The organism is Micromonospora sp. NPDC002411 (genome assembly GCF_053592955.1).
In genome coordinates this window covers 1-20,917 of the sequence record NZ_JBSFBM010000080.1, presented here as the reverse complement: position 1 = coordinate 20,917, position 20,917 = coordinate 1, and the positions used below count along the sequence as shown (strand labels likewise).

At 70.1% G+C, this 20,917-nt stretch carries 17 protein-coding genes and 1 pseudogene; 10 read left to right on the top strand and 8 right to left on the bottom strand.

Annotated elements, in window-relative coordinates; translation table 11 throughout:
* The 5 genes from ACWCO3_RS12560 to ACWCO3_RS12540 all read left to right on the top strand — a co-directional run.
* On the top strand, positions 1 to 1,225 hold a 1,225-nt coding region (locus ACWCO3_RS12560; RefSeq protein ID WP_450009942.1), incomplete at its 5' end, for a sensor histidine kinase.
* Positions 1,213 to 1,878, top strand: a complete 666-nt coding sequence (locus ACWCO3_RS12555; RefSeq protein ID WP_145784390.1) for a response regulator transcription factor — start codon at positions 1,213 to 1,215, stop codon at positions 1,876 to 1,878. The genes ACWCO3_RS12560 and ACWCO3_RS12555, both read left to right, overlap by 13 nt.
* A 103-nt stretch (positions 1,879 to 1,981) precedes the next feature.
* A complete protein-coding gene (locus tag ACWCO3_RS12550; RefSeq protein WP_450009940.1) occupies positions 1,982 to 3,043 on the top strand; it encodes a Gfo/Idh/MocA family oxidoreductase in 1,062 nt (353 codons plus the stop codon).
* Between the two features lie 209 nt (positions 3,044 to 3,252).
* Entirely contained in the window at positions 3,253 to 3,801 is a 549-nt protein-coding gene (locus ACWCO3_RS12545) for a DUF1062 domain-containing protein (protein WP_358163033.1), read from the top strand.
* Between the two features lie 223 nt (positions 3,802 to 4,024).
* A complete protein-coding gene (locus ACWCO3_RS12540; RefSeq protein WP_167524893.1) occupies positions 4,025 to 5,140 on the top strand; it encodes an acyltransferase family protein in 1,116 nt (371 codons plus the stop codon).
* An 11-nt stretch (positions 5,141 to 5,151) separates the two neighbouring features.
* On the opposite strand, the gene ACWCO3_RS12535 is transcribed toward ACWCO3_RS12540, so the two are convergent.
* From ACWCO3_RS12535 to ACWCO3_RS12525, 3 genes are all read right to left on the bottom strand, one after another.
* Positions 5,152 to 5,331, bottom strand: a complete 180-nt coding sequence (locus ACWCO3_RS12535; RefSeq protein WP_145784398.1) for a hypothetical protein — start codon at positions 5,329 to 5,331, stop codon at positions 5,152 to 5,154.
* A 260-nt stretch (positions 5,332 to 5,591) separates the two neighbouring features.
* Positions 5,592 to 5,813, bottom strand: a complete 222-nt coding sequence (locus ACWCO3_RS12530; protein WP_030335934.1) for a hypothetical protein — start codon at positions 5,811 to 5,813, stop codon at positions 5,592 to 5,594.
* Positions 5,814 to 5,990: 177 nt separating this feature from the next.
* Positions 5,991 to 7,079, bottom strand: a complete 1,089-nt coding sequence (locus ACWCO3_RS12525; protein WP_145784401.1) for a PIN domain-containing protein — start codon at positions 7,077 to 7,079, stop codon at positions 5,991 to 5,993.
* Positions 7,080 to 7,298: 219 nt separating this feature from the next.
* Here ACWCO3_RS12525 and ACWCO3_RS12520 point away from each other — a divergent pair, with 219 nt between their 5' ends.
* Entirely contained in the window at positions 7,299 to 9,335 is a 2,037-nt protein-coding gene (locus tag ACWCO3_RS12520; RefSeq protein ID WP_450009938.1) for a glycosyl hydrolase family 28-related protein, read from the top strand.
* Positions 9,336 to 9,392: 57 nt separating this feature from the next.
* Here the strand turns inward: ACWCO3_RS12520 and ACWCO3_RS12515 are convergent, their stop codons facing one another.
* The 4 genes and pseudogenes from ACWCO3_RS12515 to ACWCO3_RS12500 form a co-directional block, all read right to left on the bottom strand.
* Complete coding sequence (locus tag ACWCO3_RS12515; RefSeq protein WP_450009937.1) at positions 9,393 to 10,049, bottom strand: CG0192-related protein; 657 nt, start codon at positions 10,047 to 10,049, stop codon at positions 9,393 to 9,395.
* Positions 10,050 to 10,228: 179 nt separating this feature from the next.
* A complete protein-coding gene (locus tag ACWCO3_RS12510; protein WP_450009935.1) occupies positions 10,229 to 10,480 on the bottom strand; it encodes a hypothetical protein in 252 nt (83 codons plus the stop codon).
* Positions 10,481 to 10,580: 100 nt separating this feature from the next.
* A pseudogene (locus ACWCO3_RS12505) lies at positions 10,581 to 10,793 on the bottom strand (endo-1,4-beta-xylanase); the annotation flags it as partial.
* A 466-nt stretch (positions 10,794 to 11,259) separates the two neighbouring features.
* Positions 11,260 to 13,017, bottom strand: a complete 1,758-nt coding sequence (locus tag ACWCO3_RS12500) for a family 43 glycosylhydrolase (RefSeq protein WP_450009946.1) — start codon at positions 13,015 to 13,017, stop codon at positions 11,260 to 11,262.
* Positions 13,018 to 13,771: 754 nt separating this feature from the next.
* On the opposite strand from ACWCO3_RS12500, the gene ACWCO3_RS12495 reads away from it, so the two are divergent.
* The 3 genes from ACWCO3_RS12495 (at position 13,772) to ACWCO3_RS12485 (ending at position 18,179) form a co-directional block, all read left to right on the top strand.
* Entirely contained in the window at positions 13,772 to 16,105 is a 2,334-nt protein-coding gene (locus tag ACWCO3_RS12495) for a beta-L-arabinofuranosidase domain-containing protein (RefSeq protein WP_450009944.1), read from the top strand.
* Positions 16,106 to 16,268: 163 nt separating this feature from the next.
* Positions 16,269 to 17,207, top strand: a complete 939-nt coding sequence (locus ACWCO3_RS12490) for an SMP-30/gluconolactonase/LRE family protein (protein WP_450009933.1) — start codon at positions 16,269 to 16,271, stop codon at positions 17,205 to 17,207.
* A 129-nt stretch (positions 17,208 to 17,336) separates the two neighbouring features.
* Positions 17,337 to 18,179, top strand: a complete 843-nt coding sequence (locus ACWCO3_RS12485; protein ID WP_450009931.1) for an endonuclease/exonuclease/phosphatase family protein — start codon at positions 17,337 to 17,339, stop codon at positions 18,177 to 18,179.
* Between the two features lie 17 nt (positions 18,180 to 18,196).
* Here ACWCO3_RS12485 and ACWCO3_RS12480 read toward each other — a convergent pair whose 3' ends face one another.
* Complete coding sequence (locus ACWCO3_RS12480) at positions 18,197 to 19,078, bottom strand: MHYT domain-containing protein (RefSeq protein WP_145781974.1); 882 nt, start codon at positions 19,076 to 19,078, stop codon at positions 18,197 to 18,199.
* Between the two features lie 267 nt (positions 19,079 to 19,345).
* Here ACWCO3_RS12480 and ACWCO3_RS12475 point away from each other — a divergent pair.
* Positions 19,346 to 20,917: FG-GAP-like repeat-containing protein (locus ACWCO3_RS12475; protein WP_450009929.1), on the top strand; the 1,572-nt coding region annotated here is incomplete at its 3' end.

Sequence of the window (20,917 nt, the reverse complement as noted above, 5' to 3'; positions counted from 1 at the left end):
GCCCTGGCGGGCGCTGGCCTACCTGGTCAGCACCGTGCCGATCGCGGGCGTGCTCGCCGTCGGGCTCCTCGTCATCGGCGCACCCCTGCTCGCCGCCGTCAACGGGCTGCTGCTGCACGACCGCCCGCCGGGCGTCCCGCTCATGCTGTTCCTGGCGGTCGGCAGCCTCACCGTGCTGGCGCTGGCGCCGATCGTCAGCTTCCCGGTGGCCGCCGTCGAGCGGTGGCGACTGCGCCTCGTGGACGGCCGCCCGTTGCCTCCGTCGCCGTGGCCGGGCCTGGTCGCCCGCTACCGCACCGCCGCCGGATGGCGGGAGGTGGCGTACCTGTTCTGGCTGGGAGGGGTCACCCCGATCACGTACTGGGTGTTCCTGCTGCTGCTGGTGTTCGACCTAGGACTGATCACCAGCCCCTGGCTGGCCGGCGACCCGAACGAGCCGGTGGTGATCTGGCAGCCGATCGAGACCACCGGTGAGGCCGTCCCGTACGCGATAGTGGGTGTGCTGCTCCTGCCGGTCCTCTGCTACTCGGCCGGTCTGTTCACCGCCGTCCAGGCCACCGTGGCCCGCTGGGCGCTGGCCTGGCCGGTCGATGCGGCGGCGTTGCGCGAGGTCGCCCGTTCCCGTACCCGCCTGGTCAGCGCCTACGAGGCCGAGCGACGCCGGATCGAGCGCGACCTGCACGACGGGGCACAGCCCCGGCTGACCAGCCTCACCCTCCAGCTCGGCCTGGCCCGGCTGGACGTACCCGAGGACTCCCCCGCCGCCCGGCCCCTCGCCGTGGCGCACGACCAGGCCCGGGGCCTGATGGTGATGCTGCGGCAACTGGTGCACGGCATCCGCCCGCAGAGCCTCACCGACCTCGGCCTGGCCGGCGCCGCGCAGGAGTTGGCCGACGCGTCCACAGTCGCTGTCACCGTCCGCGCCGACCTCGACGGCGAGCTACCGGAGATCGTCGAGACCACCGCGTACTTCGTGGTGTCCGAGGCGCTGGGCAACGTGGTCCGGCACTCCGGGGCGACCCACGCGGACGTTCGCCTCACCCGGACCGGCGGCGACCTGGTGGTCGAGGTGTCCGACGACGGTCGAGGCGGCGCCGACCCGAGCCTGGGTACGGGCCTGACCGGTCTCGCCGACCGGGTCGCCGCCGTGGACGGCCGGCTCCTGCTGTCCAGCCCGCCCGGTGGGCCTACCCTGATCCGGGTGGAGCTGCCGTGCCGTCGCTGACCAGGGTGGTGCTCGCCGAGGACGAGGTGCTGCTGCGGGAGGGCCTGGTCGGGTTGCTGACCCGCTTCGACTTCACGGTCTGCGCCGCCGTCGGCTCCGCGCCGGAACTGCTGGACGCTGCCCGCGAGCACGAACCGGACCTCGTGCTGACCGACATCCGGATGCCACCGGGCCGCCGCGACGACGGGTTGCGCGCGGCCGTCGCGTTACGCGCCGAGCGACAGCACCTTCCGGTCGTGGTGCTCAGTCAGTACGTGCAGACGGGGTACGCGGCGGCGCTGCTGGACAGCGGCGACGGCCAGCGGGTGGGCTACCTGCTCAAGGACCGGGTGGCCGAGGTCACCGAGTTCGTCGACACGCTGCGTCGGGTCACGGCCGGCGGCACGGCGATCGACCCGGACGTGGTCCGGCAACTCCTGCACCGTCCGCGCGATCCGCTCGCCGCGCTCTCCGCTCGGGAACGCGAGGTGCTGACGCTGCTGGCCGAGGGCCGGTCGAACGCGTCGATCGCCTCCCGGCTGCACGTCACCGAGGCGGCGGTGGGCAAGCACGTCGGCAACATCCTGCTGAAGCTCGACCTGCCTCCGAGCGACGACACCAACCGTCGGGTGCTCGCGGTCCTCACCTACCTTCGGGCCGACCCAACGGCCTGACCAGCACCGGGTCGAGATCACGCCGGCCCGCTCGGGGCGTAGATTCTCCTCCGCGGTACCGCCGCCGCATCGGGGCGCGGACCAGGAAGATGGGGGCACGGGCATGGCGGAGGCGCTGCGGGTTGGTCTGCTGGGGTACGGGTTGGCGGGTCGGGTGTTCCACGCACCGCTGATCGCCGCGACGCCCGGGCTGCGGCTCGATGCCATCGTGACCCGGGATCCCGAGCGGCGTGAGCAGGCCGGGCAGCTCTTCCCGGATGCCCGCCTGGTGGACGACGCCGACGAGGTCTGGCGTACCCCTGATGATCTCGACCTGGTCGTGGTGGCGACGCCGAACCGGCTCCATGTGCCGATGGCGCGGGCGGCGCTCGCGGCCGGGCTGCCGGTCGTGGTGGACAAGCCGTTGGCCGCGACGGCCCCGGAGGGCCGCGCGCTCGTCGACGAGGCGACCGAGCGTGGGGTGCCGTTGACGGTGTTCCAGAACCGGCGCTGGGATGGTGACTTCCTGACCGCCCGCCGCCTGGTGGAGCAGGGCGAGTTGGGGCGGGTGCTGCGCTTCGAGTCCCGGTTCGAGCGTTTCCGTCCGACGATCAAGCCGGGCTGGCGGGAGCTGGCCGGTCCCGAGGAGGCCGGCGGCGCTCTCTTCGACCTGGGCGCGCACCTCGTCGACCAGGCGGTGCAGCTCTTCGGCCGGGTCGACCGCGTCTATGCGGAGGTGGACCGTCGCCGCGCCGGCGCGGCCGTCGACGACGACGCCTTCGTGGCGTTGACCCACGCCAACGGGGTGCACTCGCACCTGTGGATGGGCGCGATGACCGCCCAGCTCGGGCCCCGCCTGCGGGTGCTGGGCGACCGGGCCGGCTACACGACGTACGGGCTGGACGTGCAGGAGGCGGCGCTGCACGCCGGCGGCCGGCCGGACCAGCCCGGCTGGGGCGAGGTCCCGCCGGAGCGGTACGGCATGCTCGGCGTCGACGGTGACCTGCGGACGGTGACCACCCAGCCCGGGTCGTACCAGAGCTTCTACGCGCAGGTCGCGGCGGCGTTGCGCGACGGCACGCCGATGCCGGTGGACCCACGGGACTCGGTCGCCACCGTCGAGTTGATCGAGCTGGCGCACCGTTCGGCGGCCGAGGGCGTGGTGCTGCCGGTCCCGACCGCCTGACGTCGCCGGGCGACCTGGAGGCGCGCGCGAAAACCGGTGGAGCGGCGGCGTCGTCCGCCGTTACCGTGCTGCGCAACCAGGTCGTCTAGGCAAGGACGTGCCGTTGTACACCCTGTGAGATTTCCCGAGCGCTGATCTGTCGCGCGTCGCGCCCTGTGCGCCGCGCTCCTTCTTGCTGCGGACTTTCTCACTGGAACCGGTGTACTTCTGTGCTCATCACCTGGGCCGTCGTGCCCACCTGCCTGCCCCTCGTCCGCCGTCGCTGCCACGCCTGCGCGTCGCGGCGACTGCGGCCGAGCGGCAGGTTCCGCGTCAACGCCAATCACAAACTCATCGACGTCTGGCTCCTCGCGCTCTGCACCGCCTGCGGGGTCACGGCGAAGCTCACCGTCCTGGAGCGGATGACGGTACGCGCCATCCACCCGGAGGTGCTGGACCGGCTGCACGACAACGACAGCGGGCTGACCGCTGAACTGCTCCAGGACCCGATCGTGCAGCGCCGTAACCGATTCGACCTCGACTGGACCGACGCCTGGCGTCTGGACACCGACGGATCGGATCACCTCGACCACGACGTGATCGACGTGGTCGTCCGCTTCGCGGCACGGATCCCGGTCCGGCCGGTACGACTGATCGCCGACGGTTGTGGTCTGTCGCGCGGCGAGGTCGATCGACTGATCCGGGAAGGGAGGATCGTCTCGGCGGTCCGGTTGAGCGGCAGGCTCTCCGGCGACTTCACCTTCACGCTCAAACGCTGAACCCTCGTCGAACGACGGGCCTGTCCGGCAGCTACCGGCCGGGCAGGCCCCAGGGCCCGTGTCGACATCTGTGCCAGGGCTTGAGCTGGAGTACGAAGTCATCAATGGACAGAAGACCGATAACCGCCACGAGGCCGGACAAATGTGCAATTCTCCATCGGTGAACGATGTCATGGTCACCAGGTTCGACTCCCCACGGAGCTCACCTGGCTCGAAGGGTCGCGTGGACCACCTCGACGGCATCCGGGGCATCGCCATCCTGGCCGTGTGCGCCGTCCACTGGATCGGCCAGCGGCTCCCCGGCTTCGAGGGCGGCTACATCGGAGTCGACCTCTTCTTCGTCCTCAGCGGCTTCATCATCACCACACTGTTGGTCAAGCGGATGCCGCCGTACGGGGGCTTCCTACGGAACCGCGTACGACGGCTCTACCCACCGCTGGTCGGGGCGCTGGTGGGCATCACCGCGCTGGCCTGGCTCCTGCCTGACAGCGCCCTCTCCCCGGAGACGTCCCTGCGCCACGGTCTCGTGGCCGCGGTCCAGGCCACGTCGCTGTGGGTCACACTGGGGGGCGCCCCGATCGACCCCTTCTCGATGACGTGGTCTCTCTCGGTGGAGTGGTACTTCTACCTGCTCTGGCCTCTGGCGGTGCTGCGGCTCCGCCGCATGCCGGCGGCCCGCGCCACACGCCTCGCGCTGCTGGCCGCCGGGGCTGTCTACCTCGCCGCGGCCGTCCAACCCGGCTGGTGGTTCTACTATGGCCCCCTGGCCCACACCAGTGAATTGCTGGTCGGCGCCGCAATCGCCTTCGCGCTGGCCCAGGGCCGGACACTGAGGCTCCGGATCGGCGGCCGCCCGATCCTGGTGGCCGCGTTCACGTTCGTCGCACTATGGACGGCGTTAGGCAGTGATCCCTACTCGCCGGCCTACCGCCTCGTCGCGCTCCCGCTGACCGTCGGGTGTGCCGTGCTGTTCATCCTCTCCGGCTACGAGGCCCGCCCGGCGGGCCCGGCTCGGCTGCTGTCCTGGCGACCGCTGGTGGCGACCGGACGGATCAGCTACAGCCTCTACCTCTGGCACACCCTCCCCATCGTGCTCCTGAGCAGGAACTGGCTCGGCCTGCCCAGCATTGCGGTCGGCGTGATCGGCATCGGCATCGCCCTGGGAGGCACCGCCCTCAGTTACCACCTGCTGGAACGACCGTTCCTCCGGTCGCGCGGCAACGAGTTGGCAGTGAGTCGCGGGCAGGCCCCGGCCTCGTCCTTCCGCCCCCGCGGCGCGCACCGGCGCGAGCGGGTCACGGCCGGCGTACACGGGCACGGGGCGGTTCCCCGCCCCTGAGCGCGAGGATGTCACTCCTGATGAGGGTTGCCCTCGGAGGGTGCCTCGTCCGGGGCTCGCGCGTCGTCGTCGGTCAGCGCGTCGTCGTCCAGCACGTCGTCCGACGAGGCGGTGAGGTTGGCGAGCCGTCGCTCGGCCTCCCGGACCTCCTCGTCGAGCCTGGGGTTCTCCTCAGCGGGACCCTGCGACATGGGACCTCCATCAGGCGCGACCGGCAGACCTTCGTGTACCCGACCTGAGGGCAGAGACACGAGCCCGTCGCCAAGCCTTGATCGAGTGATGGAAAGTAGCTGAATCCGCTCTGCGGGACCTATTTCTCATCACTTGATCAAGGAGATCGAATATCGGCCGCTGAGCGTCTGGCGGTCCGGTGTACCGAGCGCCGGGCCGGTCGGCGCGCGCGCCGGGCTGGGGGTGCCCGGGAGCGTTGCCGACCCGGCCCGGTGCCGGATCAGCGCTGCTTCAGCTCGCGCCAGGATGGGTGGGTGCCGCGCCAGGCGTCGGCGAGGATGGCCGCCGAGGCCCGGCTGGGGCACTGCTGCACCCGCTCACGACCCGACGCCCCACCGATCTGGGCGCGGACCTCCCAACCCTGCCCGTCAGTACGGATGTACACGTCCCTGCGCCCGCGCGGGGTCGTGTCTCCGTTCCACCAGTGCTCCTCCACCTTCATTCGCCGACCGTATAGCAATTCCCGCGCAGAGGGTACGGCGCAGGTGTGCCCGGACCGGGGCAAGAGCGACAATCCAGGCGTAATTCGGGTCAAGCGTTGACGGTTCGAAACCATAACGGGTGGATTTTTCGCCCCTGACTTGCCAATCAGCGAACCCTCACCCTCACGCAGGCGGGGTCAGGTCTGGGTTGTCAGGAGGTAGTCGTCGGCTTCGGGGCTCCAGCGCAGGTCCAGCACGCCGGCCGTGGCAGCGGCCTTGCAGAACTGGAGGAAGCTGCGGTAGCCGAGCTTCTTCTCGCTGAAGTCGGGGCGGGCCCGGCGTACCTGGTTCTTCAGCCCGGACAACGCCACCGGGTTGCCGCCACTGCCCAGGTCCGCCACGACGCCCCGGAGCAGGCCGAACGCGACCTCCCGGTCACCGTGCTCGGGTAGCGAGACCTCCGGGTCACCCTTGGCCGGACCCTCGGCCAGCTCGACCACGGTGCGCTCGGCGAGGTGGCGCAGCAGTTCGCCGAAGGTGCGGAAACCGTAGTCGGACTCACTGAACGTGGGGTCCTTACGCAGCAGGGTGCGCTTGAGCCGGGACGCGGTGACCTCGCCGTTGGCGCTGCCCTGCAACCCGGCCACCGTCTGGGCGACCAGCACCGCGAGCGTGTCCACGTCCCCCCGGCCGGGCTCCTCGCCGGCGGGTCGGCGGTCCACCTCGGGCTCGGGCTCAGGCTCGGGCGGGCGCTGGTTCGCACCGACCTGGCGGGTGGGACGCGCCCGCTGGCTGCGGGGCGGTGGGATGTCCAGACCCTCCAACCGGTCGTAGTAGAGGAACTCGTCGCAGGCCGGTGGGAGCAGCGCCGACGTGGACCCCTCGACCCCGACGCCGATGACCCGTTTGTTCAGCTCGCGCAGCTTGTGCACCAGCGGCGTGAAGTCGCTGTCCCCACTGCAGATCACGAAGGTGGAGATGTAGTCGCGCTCGAACGCCAACTCGATGGCGTCGACGGCCATCTTGATGTCCGCGGCGTTCTTCCGGGACGCGCCCATCCGTTGCGGGATCTCGATCAGCTCGACGTGCGACCGGGTGAGCATCCGTCGGTCCTCGTCGAAGTACGACCAGTCGGCGTACGCCCGGCGGACCACCACCCGGCCTCGTTCCGCCAGCGCGTCGGCGATGGGCCGAAAGTCGAAGTCCGCGCCACCACGGTGGTCGCGCGCGCCGAGAGCGAGGTTCTCGTAGTCGAGGAACAGGGCGATCCGGTCTTCTTGATCCACGAGTGTCAGCCTACGCCCGGCGTGAGCTGGTCGAGGCAGACGACGCGCATCACCTCAACTCGGCAACCGTCCATTTCTTGCGGCCTGATTGTCGCTTCTTTTCGTTGTCCGCTTGCGACCTTGCAGCGCGGTGTTTAGTGCTGACATCATGACGATCAATGCCGGGCGTCGGGGGCGCCGGGCGAGCCTCCCACCACCATCCACCCAGGAGGGTCACCGATGTTTCGGACCATCATGCCGGCGCGGGGACGCCCCGGCCGTCCGGCCGCCACCGCAGCCGCGCTCGCGGCCGGCCTCACCCTGCTGGTCGTCACCCCCAGCGTGGCCGTCGCCCGACCGACCCTCTCCCCCGGCGCGACGCCCGTCGTCACCCGGGCCGCCCTCGACCCGGCGTTGGTCGCCGGGCGCGGCGCGAACGTCGGCTTCGTCGAGCAGGAGGCCGAGAACGCCCGCACCACCGGCGAGATCATCGGCCCCGACCGGTCCGCCTACACGCTGCCCGCCGAGGCCTCCGGCCGCCGGGCGGTCCGGCTCACCCCCGGGGAGTACGTGGAGTTCGTCCTGCCCAGCGCGGCCAACGGAATCACCGTGCGGTACAGCATCCCGGACGCGCCGCAGGGCGGCGGGATCACCGCGCCGCTACAGGTCACGGCGAACGGTAAGCACCTGCGCACCATGACGCTCACGTCGCAGTACTCGTGGCTCTACAACCAGTACCCGTTCACCAACGACCCGCAGGCCGGGCTGCTGCACCCGGACTGGTGGATCACCGAGTGCCAGTGCGTGCCGGCGGCCACCACCCCGTACCCGAGCATCACCACGCCGTTCCGTCCCACCCACTTCTACGACGAGCAGCGACTCCTGCTCGGACGCACCTACCGGGCCGGCGACCGGATCCGGCTCACCGCGCCACCCGGCAGCGCGGCCGCCTGGACGGTCATCGACCTGCTCGACTCCGAACTGGTCGCCCCGCCGCGCGTCCGGCTGCTCGCGGCGAACGTGCTGGCCTTCGGGGCCGACCCGACCGGCCGGCGGGACTCCGCCGACGCCCTGGACAAGGCCATCGCCTTCGCCCGGCGCACCCACCTGAAGGTCTACATCCCGCCGGGCACCTACCAGGTCAACCGGCACGTCATCGTCGACGACGTGACCATCGAGGGCGCCGGCAACTGGCACACCATCATCAAGGGCCGCGAGGTCGCCCTGCCCACACCCGCACCGGACGGCTCGGTGCACACCGGCGTCGGGTTCTACGGCCGGGACGCCGCCGACGGCGGCAGCCGCAACGTCCACCTCTCCGGCTTCGCCATCGAGGGAGACGTTCGGGAGCGCATCGACACCGACCAGGTGAACGCGATCGGTGGCGCGATGAGTGACTCGACCATCGACGGGCTCTACCTGCACCACACCAAGGTGGGTGTGTGGTTCGACGGGCCGATGCGCAACGTCCGGGTCACCAACAACATCATCGTCGACCAGATCGCCGACGCGCTCAACTTCCACACCGGAGTGACCGACTCCCTGGTCGCGCACAACTTCGTCCGCAACACCGGTGACGACGGCCTGGCAATGTGGTCGGAGAAGACGGCGAACGCCCGCAACACCTTCGACCACAACACCGTGCAGTCACCGACCCTGGCCAACGGCATCGCCATCTACGGCGGCACCGACACCACCGTGTCGCACAACCTCGTCGCCGACCCGGTCCGCGAGGGCAGCGGCATCCACGCCGGATCCCGCTTCGGCGCGGAGCCGTTCACCGGGCACCTGCGGATCACCAACAACACCACCGCCCGCGCCGGCACGTACGAGCTGAACTGGAACATCGGCCTCGGCGCGATCTGGATCTTCGCGCTGGACCGCAGCATCGACGCGGACATCCAGGTGACCGGCGACGCGTACCTCGACAGCACGTACAACGCGATCATGCTGGTCAGCGACTGGCCGGTGAAGGACCTCTACTCGATCACCAACGTGCAGTTCCGGGACATCCGGGTCGACGGCACCGGCACCTCGGTGGTCAGCGCCCGCGCGGCCGGGTCCGCCTCGTTCGCCAACGTGGACGCCCGCAACGTCGGCGCGGTCGGCGTCAACAACTGCGGGTCGTTCCACTTCACCCCGGCCGGTTCGGAGTTCACGCTGACCGACCTCGGCGGCAACGACGGCGGTTGGCTCGCACCGTGGCTGCTGCCCAACACCATCACCTGCGACGACCGACCGCCCGTGTCGCCGCCCCCGCCTCCGGCGCAGTGGTGAACGCGGTGGGCGGCCGGATCGTCCCGGGCCGCCCACCGCACACACAGAAGAAGCAGGTCAGAGCAGCTTGGCGTACGCCAGCGGCACGGTCGTCGGCTGGCCATCCCAGCTGCCGCCCAGCATCGCCCCGGCCGACCTGTCCGCCTCGGCGCCCGGCCTGCGGACGACGACCAGCCCGACGGCGTCGGTGTCGATGAGCGTGTGATCCTCGTCGACCACCCGGCGCACGGCGCCGATGGCGGGCACGTCGGCCTCGCCGCCACCGCTGACCACGATGGTGACCGTCGGCTCGCGCACCTCGCGCCGGCCGTCGACCTCGAAGTACTGCTCCGCCTGACCGGCGCCGGTGAGAATCGCGTGGGCGAGCGCGGTGACGTAGATCGGGTCGCCACAGCCGTCGTACACCCATCGGGTGCCGAGCACCGAGTGTTCCGTGGTGCCGACCAGCCAGTCCTCGGCTCCGTCGAGAGGCGCGGCGCGGTAGGTGAGCGGGACCTGGTGGACCGGCCCGTCGGCGATGCCGATCAGCATCGTCTCGATGCCGACCTCACCGGCCGGGTCGTCGAAGCGGTACGCGCCCCGGCTCACCACGTCCGCGGCGGTCAGCGTGCCGGAGGCGCCGATCGGCCCGGCGAACCACTGTTGGTCCGGCAGCCAGGCGACCAGCAGGTCGAGTTTCGTGGGGCGCAGTGTGGCCCGGTGCAGCAGTGCCATGACCGCAGCCTAAGGCCTGTTTCATAAGGGCGGTCGAGCCGAGGCGGAGTCCGGGCGGCGATCCGGCAAGGCGCGGTCTCGTCCGGATACCGGTGTTGTATCTGGGCGGAACCGCAACGCCGCCGGGCGTCGTCCGGGCCCGCCGCAGGCCGGCCAGTTCTTGTGAAACAGGCCTTAGGTCAGAGGCCGGCGCACGGGTTGCCGCCCACCGTGCAGCTCTCCGGCGCCCGGGCCTTGGGCCGGTTGTCGCGTACGTCGAAGCGGAACGTCTGTGACCCGCCCGCCGGCAGGGCCGCGCCGGTGAAGGTGATCGACCTGCCGTCCTGTCGCGACTCCGCACCCTCGACGTCGTCGACGGTGCTGCCGTCGGCGAAGGTGACCACCACGGCCCAACTCGCCGCCGGAGTGGCTGCGGGATTGCCGACCACCACTTCGCCGGTGTAGCCGAACAGCCGGCTGGAGTCGGTCTCGTAGCGGGTGACCGCGCACGCTCATGCCGTTGGCCTGCGCGTGGCTGACCAGACGATCACCACCGGTGTAGCTGAACCGACCCTGCTGCGGCTCGGTGGCGTCCCACTTCATCTCGTTCTCGGCCACGACACTGTTGAACTCGCGGTTCAGAATCGTCGTGTACACGCTGGTGGACAGCTTGCCCGTCGCCACGGCGGCACCGAAGTAACGGCCCTTCTCCGCCGCCGACGCCCCGAGGGTGGTCCCGGCACTGGCCCCGGTGGTCAACACCATCGTCATACCGGTCGCGAGAGCGCCGGTGACCGCGATGGTCACCGCCGCTCGCAGGAGTCTTCTGTGATTCATGCGGATTCCTTGTCTGTGGTGGTTCAGCGGTGGGGGCGCAGCGCCCGAAGCTGCACCCGCGACGTCGGAGAGCCGCATCGGCGATGCCCGGCGACCGATGCCCCCGTACGACGGCGGTGGTGTCCCAGGTCCGGCGGGACCATGACTGCGAGCCCGGTAGCCGTCACGGCACCACTGCTGGGAGTCCTGACGCGACGTCCGGCATGCCCTGGGCGGACGTCACGTTCCGAGGTGCGGCCGGCCGACTCGCCCGGTGAGCCACAGGTGTGGCCGCCCTCATCCATCGACTGTGAGCGATAACATGTCGTTCGTCAAGTCGTAACGGACCGGGCGACTGCGCCTGCGGCCACGGGTGGGTGCCGGAGCCGCGCGACCACGACTCCGGCACCGCACGTCACTGGAACGAGGCGTCGTCGACGAGCAGGCTGTCGGTGCCCGCCGCCGTCTCGACGTAGAACGTGGCGCCGGTGAGCGTGCCGCTCCACGACGGGGTCGCCGTGCCGGTGAGCAGCGTCCAGCCGTTCGCGGTGACAGCGGTCGCCGGGGTCAGCTGGAGGTAGCTGGTCGTACCGTTGGCGGTCAGCGCCAGTGTCGCCTTCGCGGACGGTGTGCCGCTCTGCGCGCGTACCCAGACGTTCGTGGTGTAGCTCTTGCCATTGGTGAGCTTCGCCGTCACGTCCTGGCTGGGGCCGTTCCACGCGGAGGTGCGCCCGGTGATCGACAGGGAACCGGCGCCACCCCGAACGACCGACGTGTTCCGGGAGATCGTTCCGCTGCCGTTCACACCCCAGCCGGTCGTGCCGTTCTCCACGTCGCCGTTGGTGAGGACGTTCCCGCCGCTGCCAGTGCTGCCGTTGAACTGCCACCAGTTGAGGTTGAACAGGTTGCCACTGCCACCGGCGAAGCGCAGGTACAGGTCGCGGGTGCCGGTCGCGCCGCTGACCGCGCAGGTGGTGCTGGTCCAGGTCTGCCAGCCACCGGTGCCACCGACGGTGCAGGTGCCCACCGTCGGGCCGCTGGCGCTGTCCAGGCGTACCTCGATCCGGCCACCGCTGGTCGCCGACGCGACCCGGGCGGTGAACGAGGTCGCCCCCGCGCCGAACGCGACGCCCTTGACCTTGATGTAGTCGCCGTTCTCAATCCAGCCGACGTTCATCCCGCCCTCGCTGGACACCTCGGTCTCGATGCCCGAGCCCCACGCGATCGTCTCGGCCTCCTGCCGCACGTACGGATTCAGCGTTCCCACCTGCGGTGCGCCGGTGGTGGTCATGGTGATCGTCGGGATCGTGCCGTTGGAGTTGTAGGTGAACTTCTCCACCGCGACCGACCTGGTGTAACCACTGCCGCCCGGCAGCGCCCCGTTGTGGTAAAAGAAGTACGAGCCGCCCTGGAAATCGATCACGCCGGCGTGGTTGGTGAAACTGGCGCCCTGCCGAGGCATGATCGTCCCGCGATAGGTCCACGGCCCGGTCGGGCCGGTGGCGGTGGAGTACGCGATGAACTCCGAGCAGCACTCCGCCGCGAACACGTTGTAGTACAACCCGTTGCGCTTGAACACCCACGGACCCTCCTCGTAGAGGGTCGGGCGGCTGGCGTTCCCGTTACGGGTGCCGAAGCCCGCCGTGGTGAGCTGGATCCGGGTCGCACTACCCGAGTACGAGATCATGTCGGCGTTCAACTTCACGTACCAGAGCCCCGGGTTGCCCCAGTAGAGGTACGCCTGCCCGTCGTCGTCGATGAAGACCGACGGGTCGATTTCGTTGTTTCCGACCAGGGGCCGGCCGAGCGCGTCGCGGAACGGACCGGTCGGGCTGTCGCCCACCGCCACCCCGATGACCATCTGCCCGTTCGAACGCTGGCGCACCGGCACGTACCAATAGAACTTGCCGTTGCGCGCGATGACCTGACCGGCCCACGCGTTGGCGTCCGCCCAGGAGAACGTGGCCAGGTTCAACGGCGAGCCGTGGTCGGTCCAGTTCACCATGTCGGCCGACGACCACACCCGCCATTCCTTCATGGTGAAGTACGTCGAGCCGTCCTCGTCGTGCCCGGTGTAGAGATACACCCGGCCGTTGTGCACCAACGGTGCCGGATCGGCGGTGTAGATGTGTTGGACGATCGGATTGTCCGCCTGGGCGGCGCTGGCCGGCAGCAGGGCGAGGACGCAGACGAGGCTCGCCAGCCAGGCGACGGCACGCCTGATCCTGCCGCGAGCCCAGGTCGTGGCGCGGGTGTTCACCTTCACGATTACTCCCACAGAGAGTGCGCGGTGCACGGGTCCGGATCGACGAGCCACCTCTGCCAGGCTGCCGATCGAGCGGGGTCACCGCGCGCACACCGAGCAGCACGGCCGGCAGCCGTGTTAGCGCTAACAGATCTTGAGTGACTCCCCCTCCCCTGATCTGACCTCGATTTTTTGTGGTGCGAGATGACCGTCGTAACCACATCGCAGCATTGATGTATCGACGCTGACATCCACGATTTACGATGCACCGTACTGAGCGGCGAGGCGGGCGTCAACGGAGAGCGAGCACCGTTCGTGTGACGCTATGTCATGAACTCCCGATCAAGAACACCGGCGGCGTCGGGTTCGGACCCGCCCACGACCCCACCTCGACGGCCGTCGCCGCGACGCCAGGGCAGGACGCGACCGGGCGGACCCTCGCCGGCCGCCGGGCTGGCGATCCGGGGGGTTGCGGGCATGTTAACGACCAACTATGTTAGCGATCACATTGATGTGCCGCGATGACGTACCGGGTCGGGCACCGGGCGCCCACGGCGACAACTTCCTGCGGCACGCGAACCGACTCCTGCGCGTCGACACGCTCAGTGGCAGTTCGAGTGCCGCCGACCGGCAGGACGCCACCTTCCGGATCACCACCACGCAGCACACCCTTGGAGGTCCCATGCCACCCCCGCCGCTCAGCCGCCGCCGCCTGCTGCAGGCCGCCGGAGCCACCGTGGCCCTCTCCGCAGCCGGTGCCGCCGTCGCTCCGCGTGGCGCGTCCGCGGCCGTCGTCCCACCGGTCCGACCCGACCTCGGCGTCTCGGCGTACCCGTTCGACCTCGGGCAGGTACGGCTCAACTCGAGCCGCTGGATGGACAACCAGACGCGCACGCTCAACTACCTGCGGTTCGTCGACGTCGACCGGATGCTCTACAACTTCCGCGCCAACCACCGGCTGTCCACCAACGGCGCCGCCACCAACGGAGGCTGGGACGCGCCGAACTTCCCGTTCCGGACCCACATGCAGGGGCACTTCCTGACCGCGTGGTCGTACGCGTACGCGGTGCTCGGCGACACCACCTGCCGGGACAAGGCGAACTACATGGTGGCCGAGCTGGCCAAGTGCCAGGCCAACAACGGAGCCGCCGGCTTCGGCGCCGGATACCTGTCCGGCTTCCCGGAGTCCGACTTCACCGCCCTCGAAGCCCGGACGTTGTCCAACGGCAACGTGCCCTACTACTGCATCCACAAGACCCTCGCCGGGCTGCTCGACGTCTGGCGGTACACCGGAAACACGCAGGCCCGTACGGTGCTGCTGGCGCTGGCCGGCTGGGTCGACACCCGGACGAGCCGGCTGAGCTCCAGCCAGATGCAGTCGATGCTGGGCACCGAGTTCGGTGGGATGAACGACGTCCTCACCGACATCTACCAGCAGACCGGCGACTCCCGTTGGCTCACCACCGCCCAGCGGTTCGACCACGCCGCCGTCTTCAACCCGCTGGCCAACAATCAGGACCAGCTCTCCGGGCTGCACGCCAACACGCAGGTGCCCAAGTGGATCGGCGCGGCCCGGGAGTTCAAGGCCACCGGCACCACCCGCTACCGGGACATCGCCAGCAACGCGTGGAACATGACAGTCAACGCGCACACCTACGTCATCGGCGGCAACAGCCAGGCCGAGCACTTCCGGGCCCCCAACGCGATCGCCGGGTACCTCAGCAACGACACCTGCGAGCAGTGCAACACGTACAACATGCTCAAGCTGACCCGGGAGCTGTGGCTGCTCGACCCGAACCGGACCGACTACTTCGACTTCTACGAGCGGGCCCTGATCAACCACCTGATCGGTGGGCAGAACCCGGCCGACAGCCACGGCCACATCACCTACTTCACCCCGTTGCGGCCGGGCGGGCGTCGCGGTGTGGGACCGGCGTGGGGCGGCGGCACCTGGAGCACGGACTACAACTCGTTCTGGTGCTGCCAGGGCACCGGCCTGGAGATCAACACCAGGTTGATGGAGTCCATCTACTTCTACAACGGGACCACCCTGACCGTGAACCTGTTCACGCCGTCGGTCCTGAACTGGTCCCAGCGAGGCATCACTGTCACCCAGAGCACCACCTACCCGGTCAGCGACACCACCACCCTGACCCTGTCCGGGACGATGAGCGGCTCGTGGAGCATCCGGGTGCGGATCCCGGCCTGGACGACCGGCGCGACGATCGCCGTGAACGGCACGGCGCAGAACGTCGCCACCACACCGGGCAGCTACGCGACGGTCACCCGCACCTGGGCCGCCGGGGACACCGTCACCGTACGGCTGCCGATGCAGGTCGTCATGCGGGCCGCCAACGACAACAGCTCGGTGGCCGCCGCGACGTACGGGCCGACCGTGCTGGCCGGCAACTACGGCAACACCACGTTGAGCGCCCTGCCGTCGCTCACCGTCTCCTCGATCACGCGCACCAGCACCAGCTCGCTCGCGTTCACCGCCAGCGCGAACGGGTCCACTGTGAACCTCGCACCCTTCCAGGACGCCCACGGCTACAACTACACGGTCTACTGGAGCACCACCGGCGGCGGCAGCACCGGAGGCAGCTACCGCCTGGTCAACGTCGGGACCGGGCTGGTCCTGGGCATCCAGAACATGTCCACCGCCGACGGCGGCCTGGCCGTGCAGTGGGGTGACAGCGGCACCGCGGACCACAACTGGGTGATGGTGACCGACGGCAACGCGGTCCGGTTCCGCAACGTCAACAGCGGCAAGGTCCTGGGCGTGGAGAACATGTCCACCGCCGACAACGCCCGGGTCCTGCAGTGGGCGGACAACGGCACCGCCGACCACCGGTGGATCCTGGTGGACAACGGCGACGGCACCTACAAGATCCGCAACGTCAACAGCAACAAGCTGCTCGGCATCCTGAACGGGTCGACCGCCTGGGGCGCGCAGGCCGTCCAGGACTCCGACAACGGCAGCGCGGACAACCGGTGGAGGCTCGTCCGCAACGCCTGACATCCACCCCGCTCGACGTCGCACCGGCGCGGCCGATTCGCTCGGTCGCGCCGGTGACGCCGGGCGGGAGGGCGGCGGCAGTCGTACAGTGGAACAGGTCCTGGCCCCAGTGAACGTGGCGGACGTGTCGGCTGCTGCCGCCCTTCCGCCCGGAAGGAGCACAGTGAACCGCCCCCTCCGCACCACGCTCGGCGGCGCGCTCGTCGTGGCCCTACTGACCTCCGTCGCCGTCAGCCCTGCGCAGGCGCACCCCGCAGGCCCGCCCCCCACCGTCCTCGCCCTGCCCGACGGATTCCAGCCCGAGGGAATCGCCACCGCCGGCCGGTACGCCTACTTCGGCTCCCGCGCGACCGGCGCCATCCAGCGCGTCGACCTGGTCACCGGCCGCGGCACGACGATCGGCGCGGCCACCGGCACCCCGTCGCTGGGCCTCAAGGTCGACACACGCGGCCGGCTGTTCGTCGCCGGCGGCACGGCCGGCGACGCCCGCGTGCTCGACACCCGCACGGGCGACGTGCTGGCCAGCTACCAGTTCGCCACCGCGCCCACGTTCGTCAACGACGTGATCCTGACCCGCGACGCCGCGTACTTCACCGACTCCAACCGGCCGGTGCTCTACCGGCTGCCGCTCGGTCGCGGCGGCGCGCTGCCGCCCGCCGACGGCTTCACCACCATCGCGCTGACCGGGGCGTACGAGCAAATCGGCACCGGCGTGAACCTCAACGGCATCACCACCACACCGGACGGTCGGGCCCTGATCGTCGTCCAGTCGAACACCGGCATGCTGTACCGGGTCGACCCGCTGACCGGCGTGAGCACCGCCGTGGACGTGCCCGGCCAGACCTTCACCAACGGCGACGGTCTGCTGCTGCTCGGCCGCACCCTCTACGTCGTGCAGAACCGCCTCAACCAGATCGCGGTGGTCACGCTGAACCGCGCCGGCACCGCCGGAACGTTCACCGCCACCATCACCGACCCGAACTTCGACGTACCCACCACCGTCGCCACGGCGTTGGGCCGGCTCTACCTGCCCAACGGCCGCTTCACCACCCCACCGACCCCGACCACCCCGTACACGGTCGTCGCGGTCCGCGCGCGCTGACCAACCCCCGGGGGTACGCGCGGCGCCCGTGCCCCCGGGGTGACCCGCGCCCGGTCAGCCGCCGGTCCGCCGCGAGTACGATCACTGCCACCGTGGCGACGACCGTCGCCTGCCCCACCCGGAGTGCGCGTGGCCGATCGTCCGTCCCGATTCTCGCGCCGAGCGGTGGCCGTCTGCCTGCTGCTCGTCGCCGCCGGGCTGCCCGGCCGGCCGCAAGCGACCAGCACCACGGACACCGCACGACACACGGTCCTGCGGATGCTGCAACTGAACCTCTGCAACAGCGGTCGGGCCGGCTGCTACACCGGCCGGTCGATGGCTGTCGCCGCCGAGGTGATCGACACCGAGGCACCCGATCTGGTCACCCTGAACGAGATCTGTCAGGGTGACGTCCCCGCCCTGCGACGCGTGTTCGCGGCCGTCCACCACGGTCGGGGCGTGGTGTCGGCGTTCCAGCCCGCCGGGGACCGGCCCAGCGGGGCCGACACCCGGTGCCGCAACGGGCAGCCGTACGGCGTCGGGCTGCTGGCCCGCGTCAAGACGCCGGACATCCCGGGCGGCGTGCACCGCGGAATTCACCCGACGCAGGATCTCGCCGACCCCGAGGAACGGGCCTGGCTCTGCGTGGACGTCGACCGCAGGCTGCTCGCCTGCACCACACACCTGGCCAACACCAGCTACCGGGTGGCGCTCGCCCAGTGCGGGCACCTGCTCGACACGGTCCTGCCCACCATCCGCGGGAACAGCGGATCCGTGCTCGCCGGCGACCTCAACCTCCGGGTCGGCGGCGACCCCGACGTGCGGTCCTGCACCCCGCCCGACCACCAGCGGGTGGACGACGGCGCGCTCCAACACATCGTGGCGACGGGCGGTGTGACCATCTGTTGTCGCAGGTCGGTGCCCATGCGCGAGGCGACCGACCATCCCGGGCTGCTGGCCACCCTCGTCATCGACGACCGGCCGCCGACCTGAGGTCCGCCGAGACGGCGTCAGCGGGGCGGCGTGTCCCGGCGGGACGGGAACGGGTTGCCCGGCTGACCGAGGGTGGACCGGGCGCGCAAGCCGACCGGGTCAGGGGCGGGCGTCGGGGGTGCCGGCTCGGAGACCCGACGCTCGTTGAGGTACGCCGAGGCGGCCCGGTCGTCGTCGGTCGGGGCGGCGAGCAGCGCGTAGAGCAGCCCGACCACCCCGAAGATGACCGCCAGCATGATCGGCACCAGCAGGGTGCTCACCCCGGCCCCGGTCACCTCGCGGTTCGCACCGTCGTGACGGTGCACCGACAGGGCGCTCATTCCGGTGAAGTGCATCCCGTTCACGGCGATGCCCATCACCAACGCGGAGGCGAAGACCGCCACCCCCTTGCGAACCGTCATCGCGAGCCACAGCGCGACGGTGGCCGCCACGACGGCGATGACCACGGAGAGCGCGACCCGGAGAGTGTCGTACCCGAGGGTGCCGTTGAGCCGCATCGCCGCCATGCCCGTGTAGTGCATGGCAGCCACGCCCGCCCCGGTGAAGACGCCACCGGCGATCAGCCGCACGGCGTTCAACCGGCCGGTGCCGACGATGGCCAGACCGATACCGACAGCCACCACCGCGATGACCGTGCTGGCCACGGTCAGCGGCACGTCGTAGCGGATCCGGGTGTTCTCCACGGCGAACCCGAGCATCGCCATGAAGTGCATCGCCCAGATGGCGGTGCCGCCCAGCGCCCAAGCCGACAGCAGACCCCACCACGCCCGCTGCCCGCTCGTCCGTGCCGTACGGATGCGCCCGGCGCAGACCAGACCGAGGACGGAACCGAGCACGGACAGCGCGTAGCTCAACGCGGGTGTGATCCACCCGTACTCAAAGTGATTAATGTCCCCCACCGCGGCCTTCTCCCCATTCGTTACCAGCGCGTCAACAAAACGCTCGGGCAATGATCAGGGGCGCCGTGATCAGGCGCAATAGCACCCCCGGCCGTATTCGAGGGGTGGCGTGGCGGTAACCGTCCGATGCGTCGATTAACCAGCGACGGTGACTGAGTGTGACGGTCAGGCCAAGGTGGGCACCCCCGCACACCGACCTTCGGGTCACCGGCCCCGAGAGGCTCGACGGGCAGCAGGACCGAGGAGCGTCTGCGAAGATCTGGCGCCATGCACAGATTGCTCCTGCGAGTCCTCGGCGTGCTGGTCGTGGCCCTTCCGTTCTTCCTGACCGTCCGACCGCACACCGCGTCGGCCGCAGTGGCTCCGCCTGAACTACGGGTCGTGACCTGGAACATCTGCGGAGAGGCCGGCGGGAATCCCGGCTTCGACTCCTACTGCCCGTACCGGACCGACCCGCAGCGCAAGGCGAATGAAATCGCCAGGGTGGTGACCGAACACGGCGCGAATGTCGTACTGCTCCAGGAGATCTGCGGTGGCGAGGACGGCAGCCAGCTCAGCCTGCTGGCTACCGCCCTCGGGTCGGGCTGGAGCTATCGGCACGCTCTGGTGCAGCGGCCCGCCGACGGTGCCAGCTACTGCCGGGGTACGGGCGCAAACGATCTCAAGGGCGACCTGGGCGTCGCGGTGCTCGTCAAGGCGACCATCACCGCGACCACAGACCAGCCGACCGTTCCGAGCACGCCGACGGTGAACCTGCAGCAGCTACCGTTGCTCTGCGTACGCACCGCAGAGTGGACGACGCGCCTGTGCACCACGCACGTGCTGGCCGACGCGACCGATCCGCGGCGCCCGGGTCAGGTGGACACGATCGAGAATCTCGTCTGGCCCGATCGTCACGACCTCGTTCTCGGCGGCGACTTCAACTTCTTCCCCGAGTCCAGGGAGCTCGCCGATCTCGAGGCCACGTTCGATGAGTGCGACCGCCAGTCGTACGGCGTCGGCGACACCGTCAACGAGGAGACCCACCTCGCGTGGAACGGCTCCACGACGCAGGTGTGGCGCAAACGCGACCACATCTTCGCGGCACGCCCCGGCGCCGGAACGCTCTTCCGGTACTGCGACGCGGACCTCTCCCGGGTGGACACGACCTACTACGGCCTGCCCGACGGTTCGAACGGCTACTCCGACCACGCGCCACTCGTCGGATACCTGCGTACGAGAACACCCGGTGCGCCGGCGACACCCGGTGATCTGACCGGCGACGGGCGAGCCGACCTCATCGCCATCGACGCCGCCGGTCAGCTACGGCTCTACGACGGCAGGGGAAATGGCAGGTTGAACTGGCCCAACGGCATCATCGGCACGGGAGGATGGACCGGCGCGGCGATCAGCCACCGCGGTGACTTCACCGGCGACGGCACCGAGGACGTGCTGGCGCGGGTGGGAGACGGGCTCTGGGTCTACCCGAACCGGGGGTACGGCAGGCTCTCCGACCGCATCGCCCTCGGAGGGTCCGGCTGGTCCGCTGTGTCCCAGGTGCTCAGCGTCGGCGACATCACCGGTGACGGTCGTCCCGACGTCGTCGCGGTCCGCGCCAATCAGCTGTATCTCCACGCCAGTGATCCGCTCCACCAACCAGGTTTGCTTCCCCCCGTGCTCATCGGCTCGAGCGGCTGGAGCCCGATGACGCTCACCGCCCCGGGAGATGCCGACCACGACGGCCGCCCAGACCTTCTCGTCCGGGACACCGGCAGCGGCGTGCTCTACCTGTACCGGGGTCAGGCCAACGGGCGTTTCGACGATCGGTCCGTCTACGGAACGACAGGGTGGACGTCGACC

Excerpts from the sequence above, each read along its gene's own strand:
- ACWCO3_RS12550 (WP_450009940.1), top strand. The coding sequence starts at position 1,982 with ATGGCGGAGGCGCTGCGGGTTGGTCTGCTGGGGTACGGGTTGGCGGGT.
- ACWCO3_RS12495 (WP_450009944.1), top strand. The coding sequence starts at position 13,772 with ATGCCACCCCCGCCGCTCAGCCGCCGCCGCCTGCTGCAGGCCGCCGGA.
- ACWCO3_RS12515 (WP_450009937.1), bottom strand. The coding sequence starts at position 10,049 with ATGGCACTGCTGCACCGGGCCACACTGCGCCCCACGAAACTCGACCTG.
- ACWCO3_RS12530 (WP_030335934.1), bottom strand. The coding sequence starts at position 5,813 with ATGAAGGTGGAGGAGCACTGGTGGAACGGAGACACGACCCCGCGCGGG.
- ACWCO3_RS12535 (WP_145784398.1), bottom strand. The coding sequence starts at position 5,331 with ATGTCGCAGGGTCCCGCTGAGGAGAACCCCAGGCTCGACGAGGAGGTC.
- ACWCO3_RS12520 (WP_450009938.1), top strand. The coding sequence starts at position 7,299 with ATGTTTCGGACCATCATGCCGGCGCGGGGACGCCCCGGCCGTCCGGCC.